Source organism: Plantactinospora sp. KLBMP9567, assembly GCF_033446045.1.
Taxonomy (GTDB): Bacteria; Actinomycetota; Actinomycetes; order Mycobacteriales; family Micromonosporaceae; genus Plantactinospora.
The window spans coordinates 204786-223549 of sequence record NZ_JAWQRR010000039.1 but is presented as its reverse complement, the minus strand read 5'-3'; the positions used below and the strand labels follow the sequence as shown (position 1 = coordinate 223549).

At 72.1% G+C, this 18764-nt stretch carries 17 protein-coding genes and 1 pseudogene; 3 read left to right on the top strand and 15 right to left on the bottom strand.

Features of this window, described 5'->3' with window-relative positions; translation table 11 throughout:
• Positions 1-86: 86 nt before the first annotated feature.
• Both R6Y94_RS29400 and R6Y94_RS29395 read right to left on the bottom strand, forming a co-directional pair.
• Positions 87-785, bottom strand: coding sequence for a C39 family peptidase (locus R6Y94_RS29400; RefSeq protein ID WP_318394154.1), 699 nt, complete (start codon positions 783-785; stop codon positions 87-89).
• A gap of 331 nt (positions 786-1116) precedes the next feature.
• Positions 1117-1929: an alpha/beta hydrolase gene (locus R6Y94_RS29395; protein WP_318399077.1), complete on the bottom strand. Its 813-nt coding sequence runs from the start codon at positions 1927-1929 to the stop codon at positions 1117-1119.
• A gap of 52 nt (positions 1930-1981) precedes the next feature.
• On the opposite strand from R6Y94_RS29395, the gene R6Y94_RS29390 reads away from it, so the two are divergent.
• Entirely contained in the window at positions 1982-3502 is a 1521-nt protein-coding gene (locus tag R6Y94_RS29390) for a hypothetical protein (RefSeq protein ID WP_318399076.1), read from the top strand.
• Positions 3503-3518: 16 nt separating this feature from the next.
• Here R6Y94_RS29390 and R6Y94_RS29385 read toward each other — a convergent pair whose 3' ends face one another.
• Complete coding sequence (locus R6Y94_RS29385) at positions 3519-4688, bottom strand: MalY/PatB family protein (protein ID WP_318399075.1); 1170 nt, start codon at positions 4686-4688, stop codon at positions 3519-3521.
• Positions 4689-4792: 104 nt separating this feature from the next.
• Between R6Y94_RS29385 and R6Y94_RS29380 the strand changes: the two genes are divergently transcribed.
• The gene (locus tag R6Y94_RS29380; protein ID WP_318399074.1) at positions 4793-5980 is read left to right on the top strand and encodes a low temperature requirement protein A; all 1188 of its coding nucleotides are present in this window, start codon (positions 4793-4795) and stop codon (positions 5978-5980) included.
• 72 nt (positions 5981-6052) lie between these two features.
• Here the strand turns inward: R6Y94_RS29380 and R6Y94_RS29375 are convergent.
• Positions 6053-6200: pseudogene (locus R6Y94_RS29375) on the bottom strand (DUF397 domain-containing protein); the annotation flags it as partial.
• Complete coding sequence (locus R6Y94_RS29370; RefSeq protein WP_318399073.1) at positions 6191-6520, bottom strand: Scr1 family TA system antitoxin-like transcriptional regulator; 330 nt, start codon at positions 6518-6520, stop codon at positions 6191-6193. The pseudogene R6Y94_RS29375 and the gene R6Y94_RS29370, both read right to left, overlap by 10 nt.
• Positions 6521-6779: 259 nt before the next feature.
• Between R6Y94_RS29370 and R6Y94_RS29365 the strand changes: the two genes are divergently transcribed.
• Positions 6780-6950, top strand: a complete 171-nt coding sequence (locus R6Y94_RS29365) for a hypothetical protein (protein WP_318399072.1) — start codon at positions 6780-6782, stop codon at positions 6948-6950.
• A gap of 17 nt (positions 6951-6967) precedes the next feature.
• Here the strand turns inward: R6Y94_RS29365 and R6Y94_RS29360 are convergent, their stop codons facing one another.
• From R6Y94_RS29360 to R6Y94_RS29315, 10 genes are all read right to left on the bottom strand, one after another.
• Positions 6968-7474 carry a hypothetical protein gene (locus R6Y94_RS29360; RefSeq protein WP_318399071.1) on the bottom strand — a complete coding sequence of 169 codons (507 nt, stop codon included), beginning with the start codon at positions 7472-7474 and terminating at the stop codon, positions 6968-6970.
• 131 nt (positions 7475-7605) lie between these two features.
• Positions 7606-9507: an ABC transporter ATP-binding protein gene (locus tag R6Y94_RS29355; protein WP_318399070.1), complete on the bottom strand. Its 1902-nt coding sequence runs from the start codon at positions 9505-9507 to the stop codon at positions 7606-7608.
• Positions 9508-9813: 306 nt separating this feature from the next.
• Positions 9814-12156 carry an endopeptidase La gene (lon, locus tag R6Y94_RS29350; protein ID WP_318399069.1) on the bottom strand — a complete coding sequence of 781 codons (2343 nt, stop codon included), beginning with the start codon at positions 12154-12156 and terminating at the stop codon, positions 9814-9816.
• Between the two features lie 258 nt (positions 12157-12414).
• A complete protein-coding gene (locus R6Y94_RS29345; protein ID WP_318399068.1) occupies positions 12415-13446 on the bottom strand; it encodes a helix-turn-helix transcriptional regulator in 1032 nt (343 codons plus the stop codon).
• A gap of 150 nt (positions 13447-13596) precedes the next feature.
• Complete coding sequence (locus R6Y94_RS29340) at positions 13597-14658, bottom strand: hypothetical protein (protein ID WP_318399067.1); 1062 nt, start codon at positions 14656-14658, stop codon at positions 13597-13599.
• Positions 14655-15686, bottom strand: a complete 1032-nt coding sequence (locus tag R6Y94_RS29335; protein WP_318399066.1) for a LuxR C-terminal-related transcriptional regulator — start codon at positions 15684-15686, stop codon at positions 14655-14657. The genes R6Y94_RS29340 and R6Y94_RS29335 overlap by 4 nt, the downstream gene beginning before the upstream one ends.
• A gap of 264 nt (positions 15687-15950) precedes the next feature.
• A complete protein-coding gene (locus R6Y94_RS29330) occupies positions 15951-16730 on the bottom strand; it encodes a fibronectin type III domain-containing protein (protein ID WP_318399065.1) in 780 nt (259 codons plus the stop codon).
• A gap of 127 nt (positions 16731-16857) precedes the next feature.
• Complete coding sequence (locus tag R6Y94_RS29325) at positions 16858-17460, bottom strand: hypothetical protein (RefSeq protein ID WP_318399064.1); 603 nt, start codon at positions 17458-17460, stop codon at positions 16858-16860.
• Positions 17457-18335, bottom strand: a complete 879-nt coding sequence (locus tag R6Y94_RS29320; protein WP_318399063.1) for an ABC transporter ATP-binding protein — start codon at positions 18333-18335, stop codon at positions 17457-17459. The genes R6Y94_RS29325 and R6Y94_RS29320 overlap by 4 nt, the downstream gene beginning before the upstream one ends.
• 81 nt (positions 18336-18416) lie before the next feature.
• Positions 18417-18719, bottom strand: a complete 303-nt coding sequence (locus R6Y94_RS29315) for a hypothetical protein (protein ID WP_318399062.1) — start codon at positions 18717-18719, stop codon at positions 18417-18419.
• Positions 18720-18764 lie beyond the last annotated feature (45 nt).

The following is an 18764-nucleotide window of genomic DNA, read 5'->3' as shown; positions in this document are numbered from 1 at the left end:
TCCGGAGACGACGAAAGGGCCAGCCCCGGGTGGGGCTGGCCCTTTCGCGTGTCGGTGCTTGTCGGTGGTGCTTACCCGTTGCCGTGTCAGGCGGAGTAGCCGCGTTCGGCGGCCCAGTTGGCGAGGGTGATGGTGCTCATCCAGTACTCGCTCTGGTTCGGGTTGGCCGGGTCGGCGATCTTGACCTTGCGGCCGTGGTCGTCGTAGCCGACGACGGTCAGGTAGTGCCCACCCTCGTAGGAGTGCGGGGTGCCGTCGACGTCGGTGGCGGTGCCCTTGATGTTCATCACGACCGGACGCTTGGCGTCGATGGCGTTGACGATGTCGACCTGGAGCCGGTCCATCTCGGCCGGCTTGGCCGTGGTGTCCGGGATCGCGACGGTCTTGTAGTCGCTACCGCCGGCCTTGTTCAGCACCCGGGTGGTGTCCTCGGCCGAGTTCGTACCGGCCTCGGTCGTGCCCAGCTGGCCGGCCACGTCGTCCTGGCTGGGGGTGTGCCCCTGCGCGGACAGCGCGATCCTGGTGGCGGCGGGTGCGCAGTAGTAGAAGTTCTCCTGCGCCTTGTACTGGTAGTCCAGGACCTTCGACGGTGCCCGCTTGTCGAGGTCGCGGATGTCGGCGGTCACCGACGCGGCGGTCGGCGAGCCCGGGGTCGGGGTGTTGTCCATCGCGATCGCGGGGCCGGCGAACGCGCCGCCGACGACGGCGAGCCCGGCGATACCCAGCGCGGTCTTACGGATCGGGGTTTCGGTGATGGCCGGTAGCCATCGGCTGACGAAAGTCATGATGGTCGCCTTCCATTCCGGGGGTACGACAACGCCGTGGAGGATCTGGCGTGTCGAAAGGAAAGAAACCCGAAAACCAGGTTCCCGGGGGATCGGCACTCGCCCGGCGGATTGCTGCTGCTCGGGTGTGCCCGGGGGATGTAACCGTGGCCGGCGGCCCGTCATTCCCACGGCCGGGGTCGGTCACCGGCCCGCCCACCCACGCACCCGGCCGGTCAGGCCGGGCCCGCTGCTGCGGACGTACGCCAGGTATAACCGTGGCCGGCGGCCCGGTGTTCCGCGATCCGCCCCCACCACCCACCCGATCATGACCAAAAACCGGACACCCGCCCTAAGACCGGACGTCCAGGACCGACTCGAGCAGTGCCAGCGTCGCGGCCGGGTCCTCGACGTGGGCATTGTGCCCCAGACCGGACAAGGTTCGCGAGGGTACGCCCAATCGGGCCAACTCGTCGTCGCCGACCATCGGGTCGCGCTCGCCGCGGGCCAGCAGCACCGGAGCGGACACCGCCGACAGCAAGCCGCCCATCTCCGGGACCCCGACGCCGAACGCGCCCGGATCCATCGCCAGCCGCCAGCGGCAGTCCTCGGCTGCGACGATTCCGGCGCCGACGAGCGGGTCGTCCGGTTCGACCAGGCCGACCAGGCCGGAGACCCGCAGATATCGCTCGGCCGCCTCGGCCCGGGAGTCGTACCAGGCGACCGGACGGGCGGCCAGCGCGGCGGCCTTGGCGAGTTCGTCGGGGGTCCAGCCGACCTTCACACCCAGCGCGATCACCGCCTCGACCGCCCAGCCGGAGCCGGCACCGGTCGGATCGGCCGAGCCCCGCCCGGCCAGGGCCAGACCGACCGCACCGCCCAGCGAGTGCCCGAACACCACCACCCGGTCGCCGGGAGCGAACAGCCCGGCCAGGCCGGCGGCGAAGGAGTCGAAGGAGTACCGGTCGAGCGGGGCCGAGCCGCCGTGCCCGGGCAGGTCCGGCGCCAGCCAGCGGCCCGGCCAGCGATCGGCGAGCGGCTCGGCCCAGCCCCGCCACACGGCACCGGTCGCGCCCATCCCGTGCAACAGCAGCAGCACCGGCTGACCCGTACCCCCACCGTGCGCCACCCGCAGGTCCCGGGCCGCCGGATCTCCACCCGTCATGCCGAGCAGTCTGCCACCGGCGGATGTCCTACCGTCCACATAGCATGGCCGGATGTCGGACACTCCCACCAGCAGAGCTGCCACCGGGGCGGGGATCCGGCCGGGCGCGGTGGCGGTGTTGACGCTGCCGCGCGGCGGGTACGGTGCCGTCCAGGTGGTCTCCGTCGGCGAGGAGACGCTGCTCGCGTACGCCCTGGACTGGTATTCGGCGCAGCGGCCGACCCTGGCGCAGCTCGCCGGAGCCGGTCCACTGCGCCTGCGGCACCACAGCCACGACGGAGGGGTGGCAGCGATCAACATACGGCGGGACGGCCCCGTCCCGCTCGACTTCGACTGGCTCGGTGACCAGCCGCTCGGGCCCGGTGCACCCGAGACCTCGGCCAGCTACGCCGGCTGGTCCTACCTACCCGACCAGGTCTACCGGCAGCGCGAGTGGGACCTGCGGCTGCCGGAACGGGTGAAGGCGGAATACCGGGCAGCGCGGACCCGGGGCCAGGTCGAGGTCGACCTCGGCGGAGAGCCGGCGACCCTGGGCGCGGCCACCTGGCGCCTCGACCTCGCCGGCTCGGCCCTGCTGCCGGCGACCGGCGACGTGCGCTGGGCCGGCCTCGACGCGCTGCCCCGGTGCACCACGCTGACCTGGCGCGGCCCGACCCGCGGGTTGCCCGAGGCGCTCGCGGCCCGGCCGATCGTCTCCAGCCTGACCTGGCACGATCCCCCGGCCGAGGTCGACCTCGCGGCCAGCAGCCTGACCGACCTCACCCTGCACGGCTCGGGCGTGCGGACCCTGCGGCTGCCGCCCACCCTGCTGCGCTGCCGACTTGCCGGCAGCGTGCCGGCCACCGTCGACGCGGCCGAGTGGGGGCGATGGATCAGCCTGAGCGTCGAGGTCACCGACACTCCGGTGCCGGTCCCCGCCGGGCTGCGCGGCATACGCCGCCTGGCGCTGCGCGGCGGCGGGGTAATCTCGGCGGCGTCGCTCGGCGTACTGGCCGACCTGGAGACGCTCCTGTTGAGCTGGCAGAAGGCGCCCGGCCTGCTGGTCGACGCCGACCCGCTGGCGACGCTGCCCCGGCTGTACGCCGTCGAACTGCTCGACGGGTACGGCTGCGCCGCCGACACCCTGCCCGAGCTGCCGGCCCTGCGCCATCTGGAGGTCGACGGGCTGCGCCGCTCGGTGGTCGCTCCCCTGCGGTCCCGTTACCGTGGCAGCCGCGTCGAGCTGCTGCTCCGGGGTGCGAAGTCCGACGCGTGGCTGGAGGCGAACTTCGGCAACCCGTTCCGGGACTGGGTCGACGACGATCCGCGCGGCGGCACGGCCGCCTGCCGGGCGTACGCGACCGCGCTGCGGGCCGTCGACCGGCTGCCGGCCGACGGCGCCGGGCGGGTCGAGGCGGCCGAGCCGATCCTGCGGGCCCTCATCGACGCGCTCAACCGGATCGAACAGCGCTACGAGATCATCGACACCGTCAACCGGGAGCAGGCCGGGGACACGTTCCTCGCCCTGGCCGACCGGGCCGGCGTACCGGCAGATCTCGCCGACACCTGGTTCGACGACTGGCGCGACTTCTGAGCCGCCGCCGGGGCGGTCAGCGCAATGCGGCGGCCATCCGGTGGACCGCCTCGGTGACCAGGTCTGGAGAGGTCGCCAGGTTGAACCGGGCGTGCCCGGCACCACCGGTCCCGAACAGCGGCCCGGAGACCAGCGCGACCCGGCCGCGATCCAGGAACACCTGCGCGGGGTCGGCCGGGTCGCCGGAGTCGCCGACCGGCAGGGCCAGGTCCCGGCAGTCCAGCCAGGTGAGATAGGTGCCCTCCGGCGGCCGGTACCGCACCTGCGGCAGGTGCTCGGCGAGCAGGTCACCGAGGAGCCGGCGGTTCTGGTCGAGCCCGGCCAGCAGCTCGTCGAGCCATCCGCCGCCGTAGCGGAGCGCGGCGGTGTGCGCTAGCGCGCCCAGATGGCTGGCGCCGTCGCCGGCCACCTTCGGCATCCGGGCCAGGTCGTCGGCGGCCGCCGGCCCGGCGACCGCCAGCGCCGCCTTCACCCCGGCCAGGTTCCACGCCTTCGACGCGGAAAAGAGCGCGAGGCCGCGTTCACCGCCGGGCATCGAGAGGTACGGCCGGAACGTCACGCCCGGAAAGATCAGCGGCGCGTGGATCTCGTCCACCACGACCCGTACGCCGTACCGGTCGGTCAGCTCGATCACCATCGCGAGTTCGTCGGCGGTGTGCACGGTGCCGGTCGGATTGTGCGGGCTGCACAGCAGGTAGGCGGCCCGCCGGCCCCCGGCGACGGCTTCGGCGAAGGCCGCCGCCAGGGCCTCCGGGTCGAGCCGGTACTCGGCGTTCAGCGGTGCCTCGACGATCCGCCGGTCGGCGCCCCGGAGGAAGTCGTAGAACGGCGGATAGACCGGCGGGTTGATCACCACCGCGTCGCCGTACCCGGTGACCAGCTTGACCATCTCGACGACGCCGAGCATCACGTCGGGGACCAGTCGGGTGTGCTCGGTTTTCGGGGCCCAGCCCCAGCGTTCCCGGCCGAACCCGGCGAGTGCCGAGGCGTAGTCCGTACCGCCCGGCGGGTAGCCGGTGTCACCGAGCGCGACCGCCTCGGTCAGCGCCCGCGCGACCGGCTCGGCGAGCGGCACGTCCATCTCGGCAACCCAGAGCGGCAGTACGTCCGGCGGGTACCGCCGCCACTTCTCACTGGTACGGCGCCGCAGGTCGGCCAGGGAGAGGGTCTGCAAGGGGTTGCCCACCAGGCAACGGTACTTGGCCAACGGCCCCACCTCGCGTCCCGCCGGTCCCCGGACGTCAACGCCAATCAGGACATTCGCGGCCAACGGGTCGATACAGTGTTGTGGTGCAACCCTCGCCGCCCGAGAAGGGGGTGATCTGGGAAGAGCTCTTCTTCGATCTGGCCTTCGTGTTCGCGCTCACCCAGTTCTCCCGGATGCTGCACGGCGACCACAGTTGGGCGGGCGTTGGTCGGGTGCTACTCCTGTTCGTAACGGTCTACTGGGCCTGGGCCGGCACCACGATCTACACCGATCAACGCAACGTCGACAACGCGCTGGACCGGGCGGGAGTCTTCGCACTCGGGCTCGGCAGCCTGCTGCTGGCCCTGATGATTCCCGACGCCTACGGTGAGCGGGGCCTACTGTTCGCCGGCGTCTACCTGGCGATGCGGGTGCTGCTGGCGGCACTGGCCCTAGGCACTCCGCACGGCTGGCGGTCCCCAGTCCTCCGCGCCTACGGGTCGGGCCTGGTGGCCGGGCCGCTGCAACTCGCGGGTGGCCTGCTGCACGGCACGACCCGGATAGTGCTCTGGTCGATCGCGGTCCTCGTCGATGTGGTCGGCACCACGGTCACGCGGCGGACGCTGGCCCAGGTCCGGGTCCGGCCGCTGCACTACACACACCGGTACGGACTGCTGATCATCCTCGTGCTCGGCGAGTCGGTGATCCAGGTCGGGATGGTGGCCGTCGACGAGCCGCTGACCGTCGCCCGGTTGATCGCCATCATTATCGGGTACGCCCTGGTCTGCGCGCTCTGGTGGGCGTACTTCATCTACGGTGTGCGGACCTTCCGGCAAGCGGTGCAGCGGACCGCAGAGCAGGCAGACATCCGCCGTTCGGTCATGGTCTACGGACACCTGCTGTTCAGCTTCGCGATCATCATGATCGCCGTCGGCCTGGCCGAGGTGGTGACGGACCCCATCGAGCCGCTCGGGGCCGGCGAGGCGAGCATGCTGTTCGGCGGCGCCGCACTCTTCCTCACCACCTTCGCCCAGACCCACTGGCAGATCCACCGGCAGGTCGCGTGGCGGCGGATCAGCGCAGGCGTGCTCTGCCTGGTTCTGCTGCCACTAGCTCCGCTGATGCCGGCCCTGGCCGCCCTGGCGATCCTGCTCGCCGTGGTCGCCGGAGTGAGCGTGCTGGAGGAGATCATCCTGCACCGCCACCCCGCAGCTTCCCGGGTCCGAGCGAATGAGGACGAGATAGGTGGCGACCCGGGTACGGCGGACGCAGGCCCGGTGGTGGGCAACTGACGCCGCCGAACTGCGCGCTTGGTGCCGCCGTCACCTACCCGTGGTAGCCGGAATCTCCCGGCTGACGAACACCCGCCACGCCTCGGCGGCGAAGACGAGCACCGGCCCGGACCGATCCTTGCTGTCCCGAACCCCGACCGCCCCGGGAAGCAACCTCGACACACGCACCTTGAGAGTTGCTGCGAACGCTCTTGCGCCAGTCGGCTCCGGTCAGATCCATGTCTTGGCCACCTGCGCTATCAACTCGGTCGACTGCGGCTGGGTCAGCGCCTCGACGAGAACGTCTTCCCAGTGCTTCCGCACCTCTGCCACGTCGTCGGGACGGCTGATCACCTGACCCTGAAGCCGACTCTCAAGATAGGCGACCTCTTCGCGGTCGGGCAGCGTCGCGATGATGAACGGTCCGTCGAGCCCAGGATACTCACCGACGGTCGACGGCACGACGTGGATGCGCACCCGGCCGCGTTCCTCGTTAAGCCGGGCCAGGTGGAAGAACTGTTCCCGCATGACTGCCGATCCACCGACCGGCCGGTGCAGCACCGTCTCGTCGGTCGTCGGCTATCACAGCGCGGGCATACGCCTCGGTGTCGTCCTGGTTGAGTTTCATGCTCAACCGCAGGTGCCGCAATTCGTCGAGCAGGAACTCCGCCGCCGATGTTCCCAGGTCCCCCACAGCCTTCCCCCATCTCTTGCGGCCGAACCCACAGCGGGCGGTCCCCGCTTCCAAATCGGAGGGAGTCCGTTTCGTGAAATGGCTGCGACGTACCCCGGAAGAACATCGCGCGGACTGGTGTCGGCTGTGGCGGTACTGCCCGATGAGCAGCGCCCGGCCGGGAGCGGCCCGACCGCATCTGCCGCAGGGCCGATCTGGCTCTGCCGGGTCTGCGCGGCGGAGTGGCCCTGCCCGACTGCCCGCACCCTGCTACCGGTCGAGCACCAGGCCGACCCGCTCACCCTGCACGTCTGCTGATCACCCGCGCCCGGCGACTACGGCATCTGTACGGGATATGACCCCGGCCCGTACGGCATCGAACTCGGCTGCACCGGATAGGTCTCCCGGCGCTCCGCCTGGGCGAACCCGGCGGACCGGCTGTTCACCTGCGGCCAGCCGCCGGCCTCGTGGAACAGTCGCAGCGCGGTCGCCACCACCTCGGCCAGCGACTCGTTCGCCTCGATCTCGATGGTGGCGCCGGGGGTGTCGATCCGGACCTTGGTCGGACTGGCCGAGCCCTCGCCCGACGACCTCGACGCCCCCTCGTCGGTCGGGGCCGACGCCGGCTCGGGCGCCGCAGGTGCCGGCGTCGCGGGGTGCGGAGTCGGCGCCTCGGCGGTGGCCGGGGCGTCCGGCGCACCGGGAGTGGCCGGTACCTCCGGCGGCGAGGTCTCGGGTGTCGGCGAGGTCTCCGGCACGACCTCCGGAGCGATCTCCGGCGGCGCCGGCTGGGCGGGAACCGATCCGGCGGACGACACGGGTCGGGATGGCTCGGCTGTCACCCCACCATTCTCGGGTCGAGCCGCGCCGGCCTGCCATGCCACCCCCGGTGCTGTCCGCCTCCTCGGCCCGCCTCCTCGGCGGCGAGCCGTCGAGCAGCGGTCCCCCACGCCGTCGGCCCACACGTCGGCGGTCAGCCGGCGACCAGCGCCTCCTCCTCGGCCCGGGGCCGCTCGTCCTGCTCGAACTGGGTCCTGTAGAGCTCTTCGTAGCGGCCACCGGCGGCGAGCAGTTCGTCGTGGGTGCCGCGCTCCACGATCCGGCCCTCCTCCACCACCAGGATCTGGTCGGCGGCCCGTACGGTGGAGAGCCGGTGCGCGATCACCAATGCCGTACGGTCGGCCAGCGCCTCGCCGAGCGCCGCCTGCACCGCCGCCTCGGAGGTGGAGTCGAGGTGTGCGGTCGCCTCGTCCAGGATCACCACCCGGGGCCGGGCCAGCAGCAGCCGGGCGATGGTCAGCCGCTGCCGCTCGCCGCCGGAGAGCCGGTAACCGCGCTCGCCGACCACGGTGTCGAGCCCGTCGGGCAGTCCTTCGATCAGGTCCGCGAGCCGGGCCCGGCGCAGCGCATCCCACAACTCCTCCTCGGCCGCCCCCGGCCGGGCCAGCAACAGGTTGGCCCGGATCGTGTCGTGGAACAGATGGCCGTCCTGGGTGACCAGGCCGAGGGTGTCCCGGATCGAGTCGGCGGAGAGATCCCGGACGTCCTGCCCGGCCAGGCGTACGGCACCGGCGTCGGTGTCGTAGAGCCGGGGTACGAGCTGGGCGATGGTGGACTTGCCGGCCCCCGAGGAGCCGACCAGGGCTACCAGTTGGCCCGGCTCCACCCGGAACGAGACGTCGTGCAGCACGTCGACCCCACCCCGGGTGTCCAGGGTCGCCACCTCCTCCAGCGAGGCGAGCGAGACCTTGTCCGCCGAGGGGTAGCCGAAGGTCACCTCGTCCAGTTCGACCGAGACCGGCCCGTCCGGCACCCGACCCGCGTCGGGCTTCTCGGTGATCAGCGGCTTGAGGTCGAGGATCTCGAAGACCCGCTCGAAGCTGACCAGCGCGCTCATCACCTCGACCCGGGCGCTGGCCAGCGCGGTCAGCGGGGCGTAGAGCCGGGTCAGCAGCAGGGCGAGCGCGACCACGGCACCCGGCTCCAGTTGGCCGCGCAGCGCGTATAAGCCGCCGAGGCCGTACACCAGGGCGAGCGCCAGCGCCGAGACCAGGGTGAGTGCGGTGATGAAGACCGACTGGACCATCGCGGTGCGTACCCCGATGTCACGGACCCGGCGGGCTCGGTCGGCAAACTCGGCCGACTCCTCCGCCGGCCGGCCGAAGAGCTTGACCAGGGTCGCCCCGGGCGCGGAGAACCGCTCCGTCATCTGGGTGCTCATCGTCGCGTTGTGGTTGGCGGCCTCGCGCTCCAGCCGGGCCAGCCGGCTGCCCATCCGGCGGGCCGGCAGCACGAAGACCGGCAGCAGCACGAGCGCAAGCAGGGTGATCCGCCAGGAGATGCCGATCATCACGACCAGGGTGAGCAGCAGCGTGACCAGGTTGCCGACCACCCCGGAGAGGGTGTCGGAGAACGCCCGCTGCGCACCGATCACGTCGTTGTTGAGCCGGCTCACCAGGGCGCCGGTGCGGGTCCGGGTGAAGAACGCGACCGGCATCTTCTGCACGTGGTCGAAGACCGCCGTACGCAGGTCGAGGATCAGACCCTCGCCGATGCTCGCCGAGAGAAAGCGGGTCAGCAGCGCGAGACCGGCCTCGGCCAGCGCGACGACCCCGATCAGCGCGGCGAGCCCGACCACCAGCTCGGTGCTGCCGCCGCCGACGATCCCGTCGACCACCCGGCCGGCCAGTACCGGCGTGGCCACCGCGAGCACCGCCATCACCACGCTGAGCAGCAGATAATGGGTCAGTCGCCGGCGGTGTGGCCCGGCGAAGCCGGCGATGCGGCGGAGTGTGGCCTTGGAGAACGGACGTTTGTCCTGCTGGGCATGCATCGCGTGGTACAGCGAGTTCCACGCCGTGACTTCCATATCCATCCCTGGCACCCCCATTGAACACCGAGTCGCCCGGACCCTACCGGCGCCCACCGACAGTACGACCTCAAGCAATGTCGAGGTCAACGTCAGGCGAGGCGTCGGGGCGGCCCTCGGGCGGCGATCTGGCTGGTACTGGCCGCCGCCGGCAGGCCGAGGCCAGGCCCCGCCGCCGGCAGCCTGAAGCCCGGCGCCATCGCGGCAGCCTGAGGCCCGGCGGTGCCGCCGCCGGCAGCCTGAAGCCTTGGGGGCGGAGACGGCGACGGGCCGCCCGCGCATCGCGGGCGGCCCGTCATCGGTCGGGTCAGGTCAGGCGGCGGCCAGCGCCGGGCCGTCGGCGGTGTCGAGCAGCCCCGGGTCGTCCGCCGGCCGCAGGGCCAGCGCCAGTACGTCGGCCACGTCGGCCAGGGTGTGCACGGTCAGTGCCTCCCGCACCTCGGTGGGCAGGTCGTCCAGGTCCGGCTCGTTCCTGGCCGGGATGATCACCTCGGTCAGCCCCGCCCGGTGCGCGGCGAGCAGCTTCTGCTTCACCCCGCCGATCGGCAGTACCCGGCCGGAGAGGGTGACCTCGCCGGTCATGCCGAACTCCGGGCGTACCGGCCGACCGCTGGCCAGCGATGCCAGCGCGGTGACCATGGTGATGCCGGCGCTCGGCCCGTCCTTGGGCACCGCACCCGCCGGCACGTGCAGGTGGATCCGCCGGCCGGCCAGCGCGTTCGGGTCCAGCCCCAGAGCCCGGCCGTTCGACCGGAGGTAGGAGAGCGCGATGTGCGCCGACTCCTTCATCACGTCGCCGAGCTGCCCGGTCAGGGTCAGCCCCGGCTCGCCCTCCATGCTGGTCGCCTCGATGAACAGCACGTCACCGCCGGCACCGGTCACCGCCAGCCCGGTCGCCACCCCGGGCACCGCCGTCCGCTCCGCCGACTCCGGCGTGAACTTCGGCCGCCCCAGGTAGTTGGCCAGGTTGTCGGTGTCGATGCGTACCGGACCCTCGGTCGAGGCCAGCGCGACCGCGACCTTGCGCAGGATCTTCGCCAGCGCGCGTTCGAGCTGGCGTACCCCCGCCTCGCGGGTGTGCTCGGCGGCGATCCGGCCCAGCGCGGAGTCGGAGACGCTGACCTCGTCGGCGGTCAGTCCGGCCCGCTCGATCTGCCGGGGCAGCAGGTGGTCCCGGGCGATCGCGACCTTCTCCTCCTCTGTGTAGCCGTCGAGCGTGACCAGCTCCATCCGGTCCAGCAGCGGGCCGGGAATCGCCTCCACCACGTTGGCGGTGGCCAGGAAGAGCACGTCGGACAGGTCGAGGTCGACCTCCAGGTAGTGGTCCCGGAAGGTGTGGTTCTGCGCCGGGTCCAACACCTCCAGCAGGGCGGCGGCCGGGTCACCGGCATACCCCGCCGAGATCTTGTCGACCTCGTCGAGCAGCACGACCGGGTTCATCGAGCCGGCCTCGCGCAGCGCCCGGACGATCCGGCCGGGCAGCGCGCCGACGTACGTCCGGCGGTGGCCACGGATCTCGGCCTCGTCCCGGATGCCGCCGAGGGACACCCGGACGAACTTCCGGCCCAGCGCCCGGGCGACCGACTCGCCGAGGCTGGTCTTGCCGACTCCGGGCGGGCCGCCCAGGGCCAGCACGGCGCCCGAGCCACGGCCGCCGACGACCTGCAGGTTGCGGGCCGCGCGCCGGTTGCGCACCGCCAGGTACTCCAGGATCCGGTCCTTCACGTCGGCCAGTCCGGCGTGGTCGGCGTCCAGCACCTCGCGGGCCTGCACCAGGTCGGTGTTGTCCTCGGTACGCGTGTTCCACGGCATCTCCAGCACCGTGTCCAGCCAGGTACGGATCCAACCCGCCTCCGGAGAGGCGTCGCTGGCCCGCTCCAGCTTGCCGACCTCGCGCAGTGCCGCCTCGCGTACCTTGTCGGGCAGGTCGGCGGACTCGACCCGGGAGCGGTAGTCGGCCGAGCCGTCCGGCTCGTCCTCGCCCAGCTCCTTGCGGATCGCGGCGAGCTGCTGGCGGAGCAGGAACTCCCGCTGGGACTTCTCCAGCCCCTCCCGCACGTCGGTGTTGATCCGCTCGGTGACCTCCTGCTCGGCCAGGTACGCCTTCACCCAGCCGACCAGCAGTTCGAGCCGGGCGGTCACGTCCGGCGCGGCCAACAGTTCGATCTTCTGTTCCAGGGTGAGCCACGGCGCGTAGCCGGCCGAGTCGGCCAGCTCGGTCAGGTCGGTCATCCGCTCGACCGCGTCGATGACCTGCCAGGCGCCGCGCTGTTGCAGCAGCGACGTCACCAGTGCCCGGTACTCCCGGGCGAGTTCCTTGGCCCGGCCGGCCGGGGCCGGCTCGGTGACCTCGACGGTCTCGACCCAGAGGGCCGCGCCGGGGCCGGGCACACCGGAGCCGATCCGGGCCCGGGACAGCCCGCGTACCACGGCGGCGGGTTCGCCGCTGGGCAGCCGGCCGACCTTCTCGATCGTGGCGATGACGCCGATGGAGCCGTACTCCCCGTCGACCCGGGGCACGGCCAGAAGCTTCTTGTCGCCCGTGGCCCGGGCGGCGTCCACCGCTGCCTGGGTGGTCGCGTCCAGGGTCACCGGGATGACCATGCCGGGCAGCAGGACAGCGTCGGTCAGAGGAAGAACCGGAAGAGTTGCCATCACACACCTGCCATCGTTAGTTGAGCTTGTACGACTCAAGTAACAAACGGTGCTCCATGTTCCGGCTTGTGATCCAGGCCACTACGACGATCCGGAGTCCTCGACCGGACCGGACGCTCAGCCCAGCGTGGGACGGCCGGCGCAGGGCGGGATGAACCAGCCGCGCCGGGCTGCCCGGAGCAGCGCGGTGTGCCGGTACGGGGCGTCGAGCCCGACCACGACCCGCGCGAGCAGGCCGGTACCACGGCGCGGGCGGGGTCAGCGTCGGGTCCGGGCGAGGGGCTTGGGGACGTACAGGCCCAGGCGCAGCGCGCGGACGGCGGCCAGGGTACGGGTCGGAGCATCCATCTTGTCCAGGATGTGTTCTATGTGCGCGGCGACGGTCCGTTGGGTGATCACCAACTCGCTCGCCATCCGCTGGTTGGACCAGCCGTCGACAAGCAGGCCGAGGATCTCCAACTCCCGCCTGGTCAGGCCGTGCAGGTCCCTGGCGGGAGAGGTCAGCACCACCGCCCGCAGGTGTGCCGGTGCCGACGTCGGGCAGGGCAGCACGGCCACCTGGACGTGGCCGCCGGGATCGTCCGCCGCCGGGTACGGGCACAGGAAGGAGTTGTACACGTGCCCCTCGCGCAGCCCCGCCGCCGCCACCTCCAACACCGGCGACCCGACCCGGAGCAGCGGGTGGTCCGGCAGCCCCGGCAGCGGCAGTACATTTCCGGCCCGGGTCAGCACCACGCCGCACTCCGCGTCGGCGACGATCCTGGAGAGCGTCACGATCGACCGCATCGGGTCGACGGCCTCGGCCATCATCGGGGTGAGCAGCCCGAGGAAGTCCCGGACCTCGTCGGTCGGCTGCGCCGGGTTGTCGGTGTGCAGCGTGATCAACCCGAGGTGGCGCCCGTCCCGGCTGAACAGGGTGAGGCCGACCCCCTCCCGGTAGCCCGCCGGCTCGAGAAATTCCGCCCAGGACTGCAACTCGCCCGGCGGCACGGGCGCGTCACGTACGCACATCGGCGGGCGGTCCCGGTCCATGCCGAGCAACTCCATCTCCCGGTAGTGGTCCGAACCGCGCATGAAGGCGAGGGCCGCCTCCGTGTAGCCGGACTCGCCTATCCCCTCGAACTCCCGAAGCTCGGGGTTGAGCACGTGCACCATGGAGCCGCCGCTCGGCACCAGCCGGTGCAGCACCTTCAACAGTTCCGGCACCCGGTCCCGCACATCTCCCGGTAGCGCCGCGATCCGCTCCATGTCGGCCGCGACCTCGGCAGCACCGGGTGGCAGGTCAACCATCCCCCGTACCGGTACCCCGAGCCGTCGCCCGCATGATGATCCACTCCTCGCCGTATCGGCAGTCCTGTCAATCCACCGTCGGCACCGACGCGGTTACCTAAGAGAACGGCGAGCGCCGCCGCCGGAAACGGCACCGGACACGAACGATGCTCAGCCCGGTGGCGCCGTCCCCGGCAGGTGTGGGATGAACCAACCCCGGCGGGCCGCCCGGAGCAGGGCGACGTGCCGGTCCGGGGCCTGGAGAACGGCGAGGCTCCGCTCCACCGTCTCGGCGACCGTCGCGAGCGGAAGGTCGAGGCCGACCGCGATGCGCTCGTCCGTCCAGCCCGCCAGGAGCAGCCCCAGGACCACCAGCTCGCGACGGTCCAGCGGGCACCGCCCTCCCGGCAGCGGAGCGAGCATCACCACCCCGACCAGCGGCGCCGGCGCGGTCGCGCAGCCCAGCACCGTGACCCGGAACAACCCGTCCCGCGCGACCCCGGAGCCACCAGCTCGGGACGACGGCCGCCGGGGCGGCCGGGCGGGCCAGAGGAACGAGATCGAGCCGCCACCATCGGGCGCGTGCTCGGCGACCACCCTGAGCAGCGTCGACCCCACCGCCAGCAGCGGGTGCCCGGGCAGGCCGCAGAGCGGCAGCGTGTCGCCCGCGTGGGTCAGCACCACCCCGGCGACCGCCTGGTGGACGACCCTCGCCAGTACCGACAGCGACCACAACGGGTCGAGGGTGGTGGCGACCCGCGGTGCCAGTACGCCGACCAGGTCCCGCTCCACGTCGGTGGGATGGTCCGCGTCCTCGGTACTGAGCACGAGCATGCCGACGTGCCGGCGGTCCCGGGTGAAGAGGCCGACCGCCAGCCCCTCCCGGAACCCGGCCGGAAGGTAGTAGTCGCTCCAGACCGGATACTCGGTCGCCGGCACCGGGAGGTCCCGGCCGCGCTGCGGGACGGGCGACTCGGTCAACCCCGCCTGCTCGGCCTGCCGCACCACCTCCCGGGTGCCGAAGTAGTTCCGGATCCGGTCGTCGTACCCGGTGCTGGCGACCTCGGAGAACAACTGGTCCCGGTCGTCGAAGAGGGAGATCCAGGCCGCGTCGTACGGGACCAGCCGGCGCAGCAGGGAGAGCCACTGCCCCGGACGGTCGGCGCCGACCGGACTCGCGGCGACGACCGCCGCCTGGTGGAGGAGGTGGGTGAGTGAGGGGTAACGCCTCATCTTCTGCTCCGAGTCAGTGACCGTGGCAGGTACAGGCCCTGCCGGAACGCGCGTACGGCTGCCAGGGTCCGGGAGGGGGCCGCCAGCTTGGCCAGGATGTGTTCGACGTGTGCGGCAACCGTGCGCGGGGCGATCACCAGGGTGTTCGCTATCCGCCGGTTGGACCAGCCGTCGATGAGCAGGCCGAGGATCTCCAGCTCCCGCCGGGTCAACCCGCGCAGCTCACCGGGGGGCGAGAGCAGCACCACGGCACGCAGGTACGCCGGCACGTGCGACGGGCACGCCAGCACGGTGATCCGGGCGAACCCGCGATCCCCCGTCTCCGGGTCGCCGTGGCAGAGGAACGCGGCGTGCGGCTCCTCCTCGGCCAGGCTCTCCGCCGCGGCGGTGAGCACCGCCGACCCGGGCCGGAGCTGCGGGTGGTCCGGCAGTCCCGGCAGCGGAAGCACGTCACCGCCACGGGTCAGCACCACCCCCGCGACCGCGGCGGTGACGACCGTCGACAGCGCGGCGACGGACCGCACCGGGTCGACCGCCTCGGCGATCAACGGTGCCAGCAGGCCCAGGAAGTCGCGGGCCTCGTCGGTCGGATGCTCGGTGGCCTCCGTGTGCAGTCCCAGCGCACCCACCTGCCGACCGTCCTGGCTGAACAACGCGACGCCGATGCCGTCCTGGAAGCCGGCCGGCGCGAAGTGCTCGGTCCAAGAGCAGATTTCGGGCGCGGTCACCAGAGCGTCCCGTACCAGGACCAGGCCGCGGTCAGGGCCGAGTCCGAGCTGTTCCACGTCCTGGTAGTGCTGGGGACTGTGCAGGTGCTCCATGATCGCTTCGTCGTAGCCGACGGCGCACACCGTTTCGAGCCCGTACCGCTCCGGATCCAGCACCTGGAGCGCTCCCGCCTCGTACGGGACCAGCCGACGCAGCACCGTGAAGAATTCAGCCACCTGTTCGTCGACGCTGGCTGACGACGACGCCACCCGCTCGACCCGAGCGGCGATCTCGGCGGCGTACGGTGGCAGTTGGCCCACCGGTCAGCGCCCCGACCCCTGGCACATGCGGTCGGACGCTCCTTCTCATATCGGCAGTCCTGTCAATCGACAGCACCGGCACGGGTGCGATTACCTTGGTAAACGCCGGTCGACACCACAGGACACGCGGCAGCCGGATCCGGGGAACCGGCCCGGGGCGGACGGCGGGCCCGCCGGCGCGGTGGTCGTGGAGGGCGCGCACGCTCCGGCGCGCCCTCCACCCGTACCGGACCGACGGCCGGTCGCCGGCTACCCGGGGTGCCGCTATCCGGCCGGGGCTGTGTTCCGGACCGCGATCCAGGTCTCCGGACCCCGGTGGTAGTAGCAGGCCGCGCAGGTCGGCGCCGGCCCGGTCGTCACGGTCACCATGTTGGACAGCGCCGAGGGATTGCCCGCCTCGTCCACCGCCCGCACCGCCAACCAGTAGGTGGTGCGGGGCGCCAGCCCCGAGACGGTGATGCTGGTGCTGGGATAGGCGGGTGGCAGCAGGTAGACCCGTCCGACCACGGTGTTGCCGGTCAGGGTGAACGACAGCACCTCGTACTGGGCGAGCAGCACGTTGTCGGTGGACGGGCCCCAGCTCAGGCCCACGGTGGTCTCCCCGACCGCTTCCACGGTGAGCGACTTGGGCGCGGTCGGCGGCTGGCCGTCCCCGGGCGGCATGGTGAAGCGCAGCGACGGCGGCGCCGTCGAACGGTTGCCCGCCGCGTCCAGCGCCCAGACCCCGAAGGTGTACGTCCGGGACGGCAGCATTCCGGTGACCACGATGCTGTTGGTGGCGGTCCGGTGCAGCATCGCGATGTCCGTGAAGATCTGCGAGACGTGGTACTCGGCCACCCCGACGTTGTCGGTCGAGGCTGCCCAGCCGAGCTGGACGGAGTTGGCGGTGGTGCCGACGACGGTGATCGGACCGGGGGCGCTCGGCGGCTCGGTGTCCTCCGCCGCGTACGCGGTGCCGGCGGTGCCGGCCAGGGTGACGACGAGGAGGGGCAGGATCAGGGTACGGGCCCGGAATCGGGCGGGTCGGGACGGACGACTGCGCACGGGAATCCTCGCTCTCGACTACCGACGCCGGGGTGCCGGACGTCGGGATATTCATCGTGAACGATGGATAGGCGCCCAGGATCCCCCGCCCGGCCAATACTGAAGGGGTCCGCCGCAGCGGTGGTGGTCAGTCGGTGGTGAGGTCGCGGCGGGTGGCTATCGTCGCGGCGGCCAGGGCCAGGAGCGTCCAGCCGGCGGCGATCAGCAGGCTCGTCCGGTCACCGCCGCCGGCGCCCAGGAACGCGGAGAACGGCAGCGGCGCGGAGAGCCGGCCGAGCAGTCCCTCGACGAAGACGAACCAGCCGGCGTACCCGAGGAACAGCCAGGTGGGGCGACGTACCACCGCCGCGTTGGCGGCGCCGAAGACCGCCATCACCGGCACCAGGGTGAGGGTGTTCCGGTACTGCGTCAGGTCGCCCTTGGCCAGCACGGTCACCCCGCTGACGGCGGCGGACCCGACCGCCACGATCACGCCGGCCACCACCTGGCCGAGCAGGGTGAGCAGTCGGGCCGGTCGGGCCAGATAGAGCAGCACGGCCGTACGGTGCTGGAAGTGCTGGGTCACGCCCAACACGGCGAGGCCGAACGCGCCCATCCCGGCCAGCAACGCCCAGGCGTCCACGTTCACCGCGCCGAAGAGCGCACCCAGCACGCCGAACACGGCGATCGAGACCCAGCTCGACCGGATGGTGGCCGCCCGGTACAGCTCGCTGCGGACCAGTGCGATCATGCGGCCGCCGCCAGGTTGAGGAAGATCTGTTCGAGGTTCGGGGCGTCCTCGGTCAGCTCGTAGATCGGCACCCGCGCCTCGAAGGCGATCTCGCCCGCGTCCTCCGGGGAGAGGCCCACCACCTCCAGCACGTACCCGTCCGAGCTGACCCGGCCGCCGGCCCGCTCGAACGCCTGCCACAGCCGCCGGGGGTCACGACCCCGGATCCGCAGCCGGCGGGTGGTGCCGCCGTACAGCTCGGCGAGCGGGGCGGCGCACCTGACCCGGCCGTTGGCGATGATCACCACGTCGTCGATGAGCTGGGCCAGCTCGGCGAGCAGGTGACTGGAGATCAGGACCGTGCCGCCGGCCCGGGCGTGCTCGCGCAGCAGCTCGCGTAGCCAGGCGATCCCCTCCGGGTCGAGCCCGTTCGCCGGCTCGTCCAGCACCAGCACCGGCGGGCTGCCCAGTAGCGCGGTCGCCACCGCGAGCCGCTGCCGCATGCCGAGCGAATAGTCGCCGGTGCGCTGGTCGGCGGCGTGCGCCAAGCCCACGTACTCGATCAGGTGGTCGACCCGGGACCGGCCGGCACCGGCCAGGATGGCCTGGCTGACCAGGTGGGCCCGGCCGGTCTGGCCGGGATGGCTGACGCCCTGTTCGAGGACGGCGCCGACCTGCCGCAGCGGGTGCGCCAGATCGCGGAACCGCCGCTTGTTGACCAGCGCCCGGCCGGACGTCGGCCGGCTCAGTCCGAGCAGCATCCGCAGGGTGGTGGTCTTGCCCGAGCCGTTCAACCCGAGAAATCCGGTCACCCGGCCCGGTACGGCGGAGAACGTCACGCCGTCCACGGCCCGGACCCGCCGGTACTGCTTCGTCAGTTCGATGGCCTCGATCATCCCGGCCATTCTTACCCGGTCCGCCGCGCCACCGGGGGCAGCGCTTCCCCCTCCCCGGTTGTCGCGCCCCCCCGCAACGCCCTACATGCGCTGCAGCTCGCCGGTCTCGTCGAGTTCGCGCAGCCCGGTGCCGCCACCGAACTCGCGGTCGACCATCTGCTGGAAGGCCGGCGGAACCGGCCGGCCGGTCGCCGCGTACAGGCGCTTGATCGCCGCGCCGGGGCGCCGGATGTCGTCCAGCATCCCCGGGTTGATCCGGTCGAACTCCGCCTCGATGAGGCGGGTGGCGGTCTCGCCGACCGTCTCGCCCCGGGCGTTGGCCAGCATCACCAGGAGTTCGTGCAGCTCACCGTCGATAACCAGGGCCCGCTCCCCGTCGTCCATGGCCTCACGCTAAGCCCGGTCGCCCCGCAACGGGCCCGGATCGAC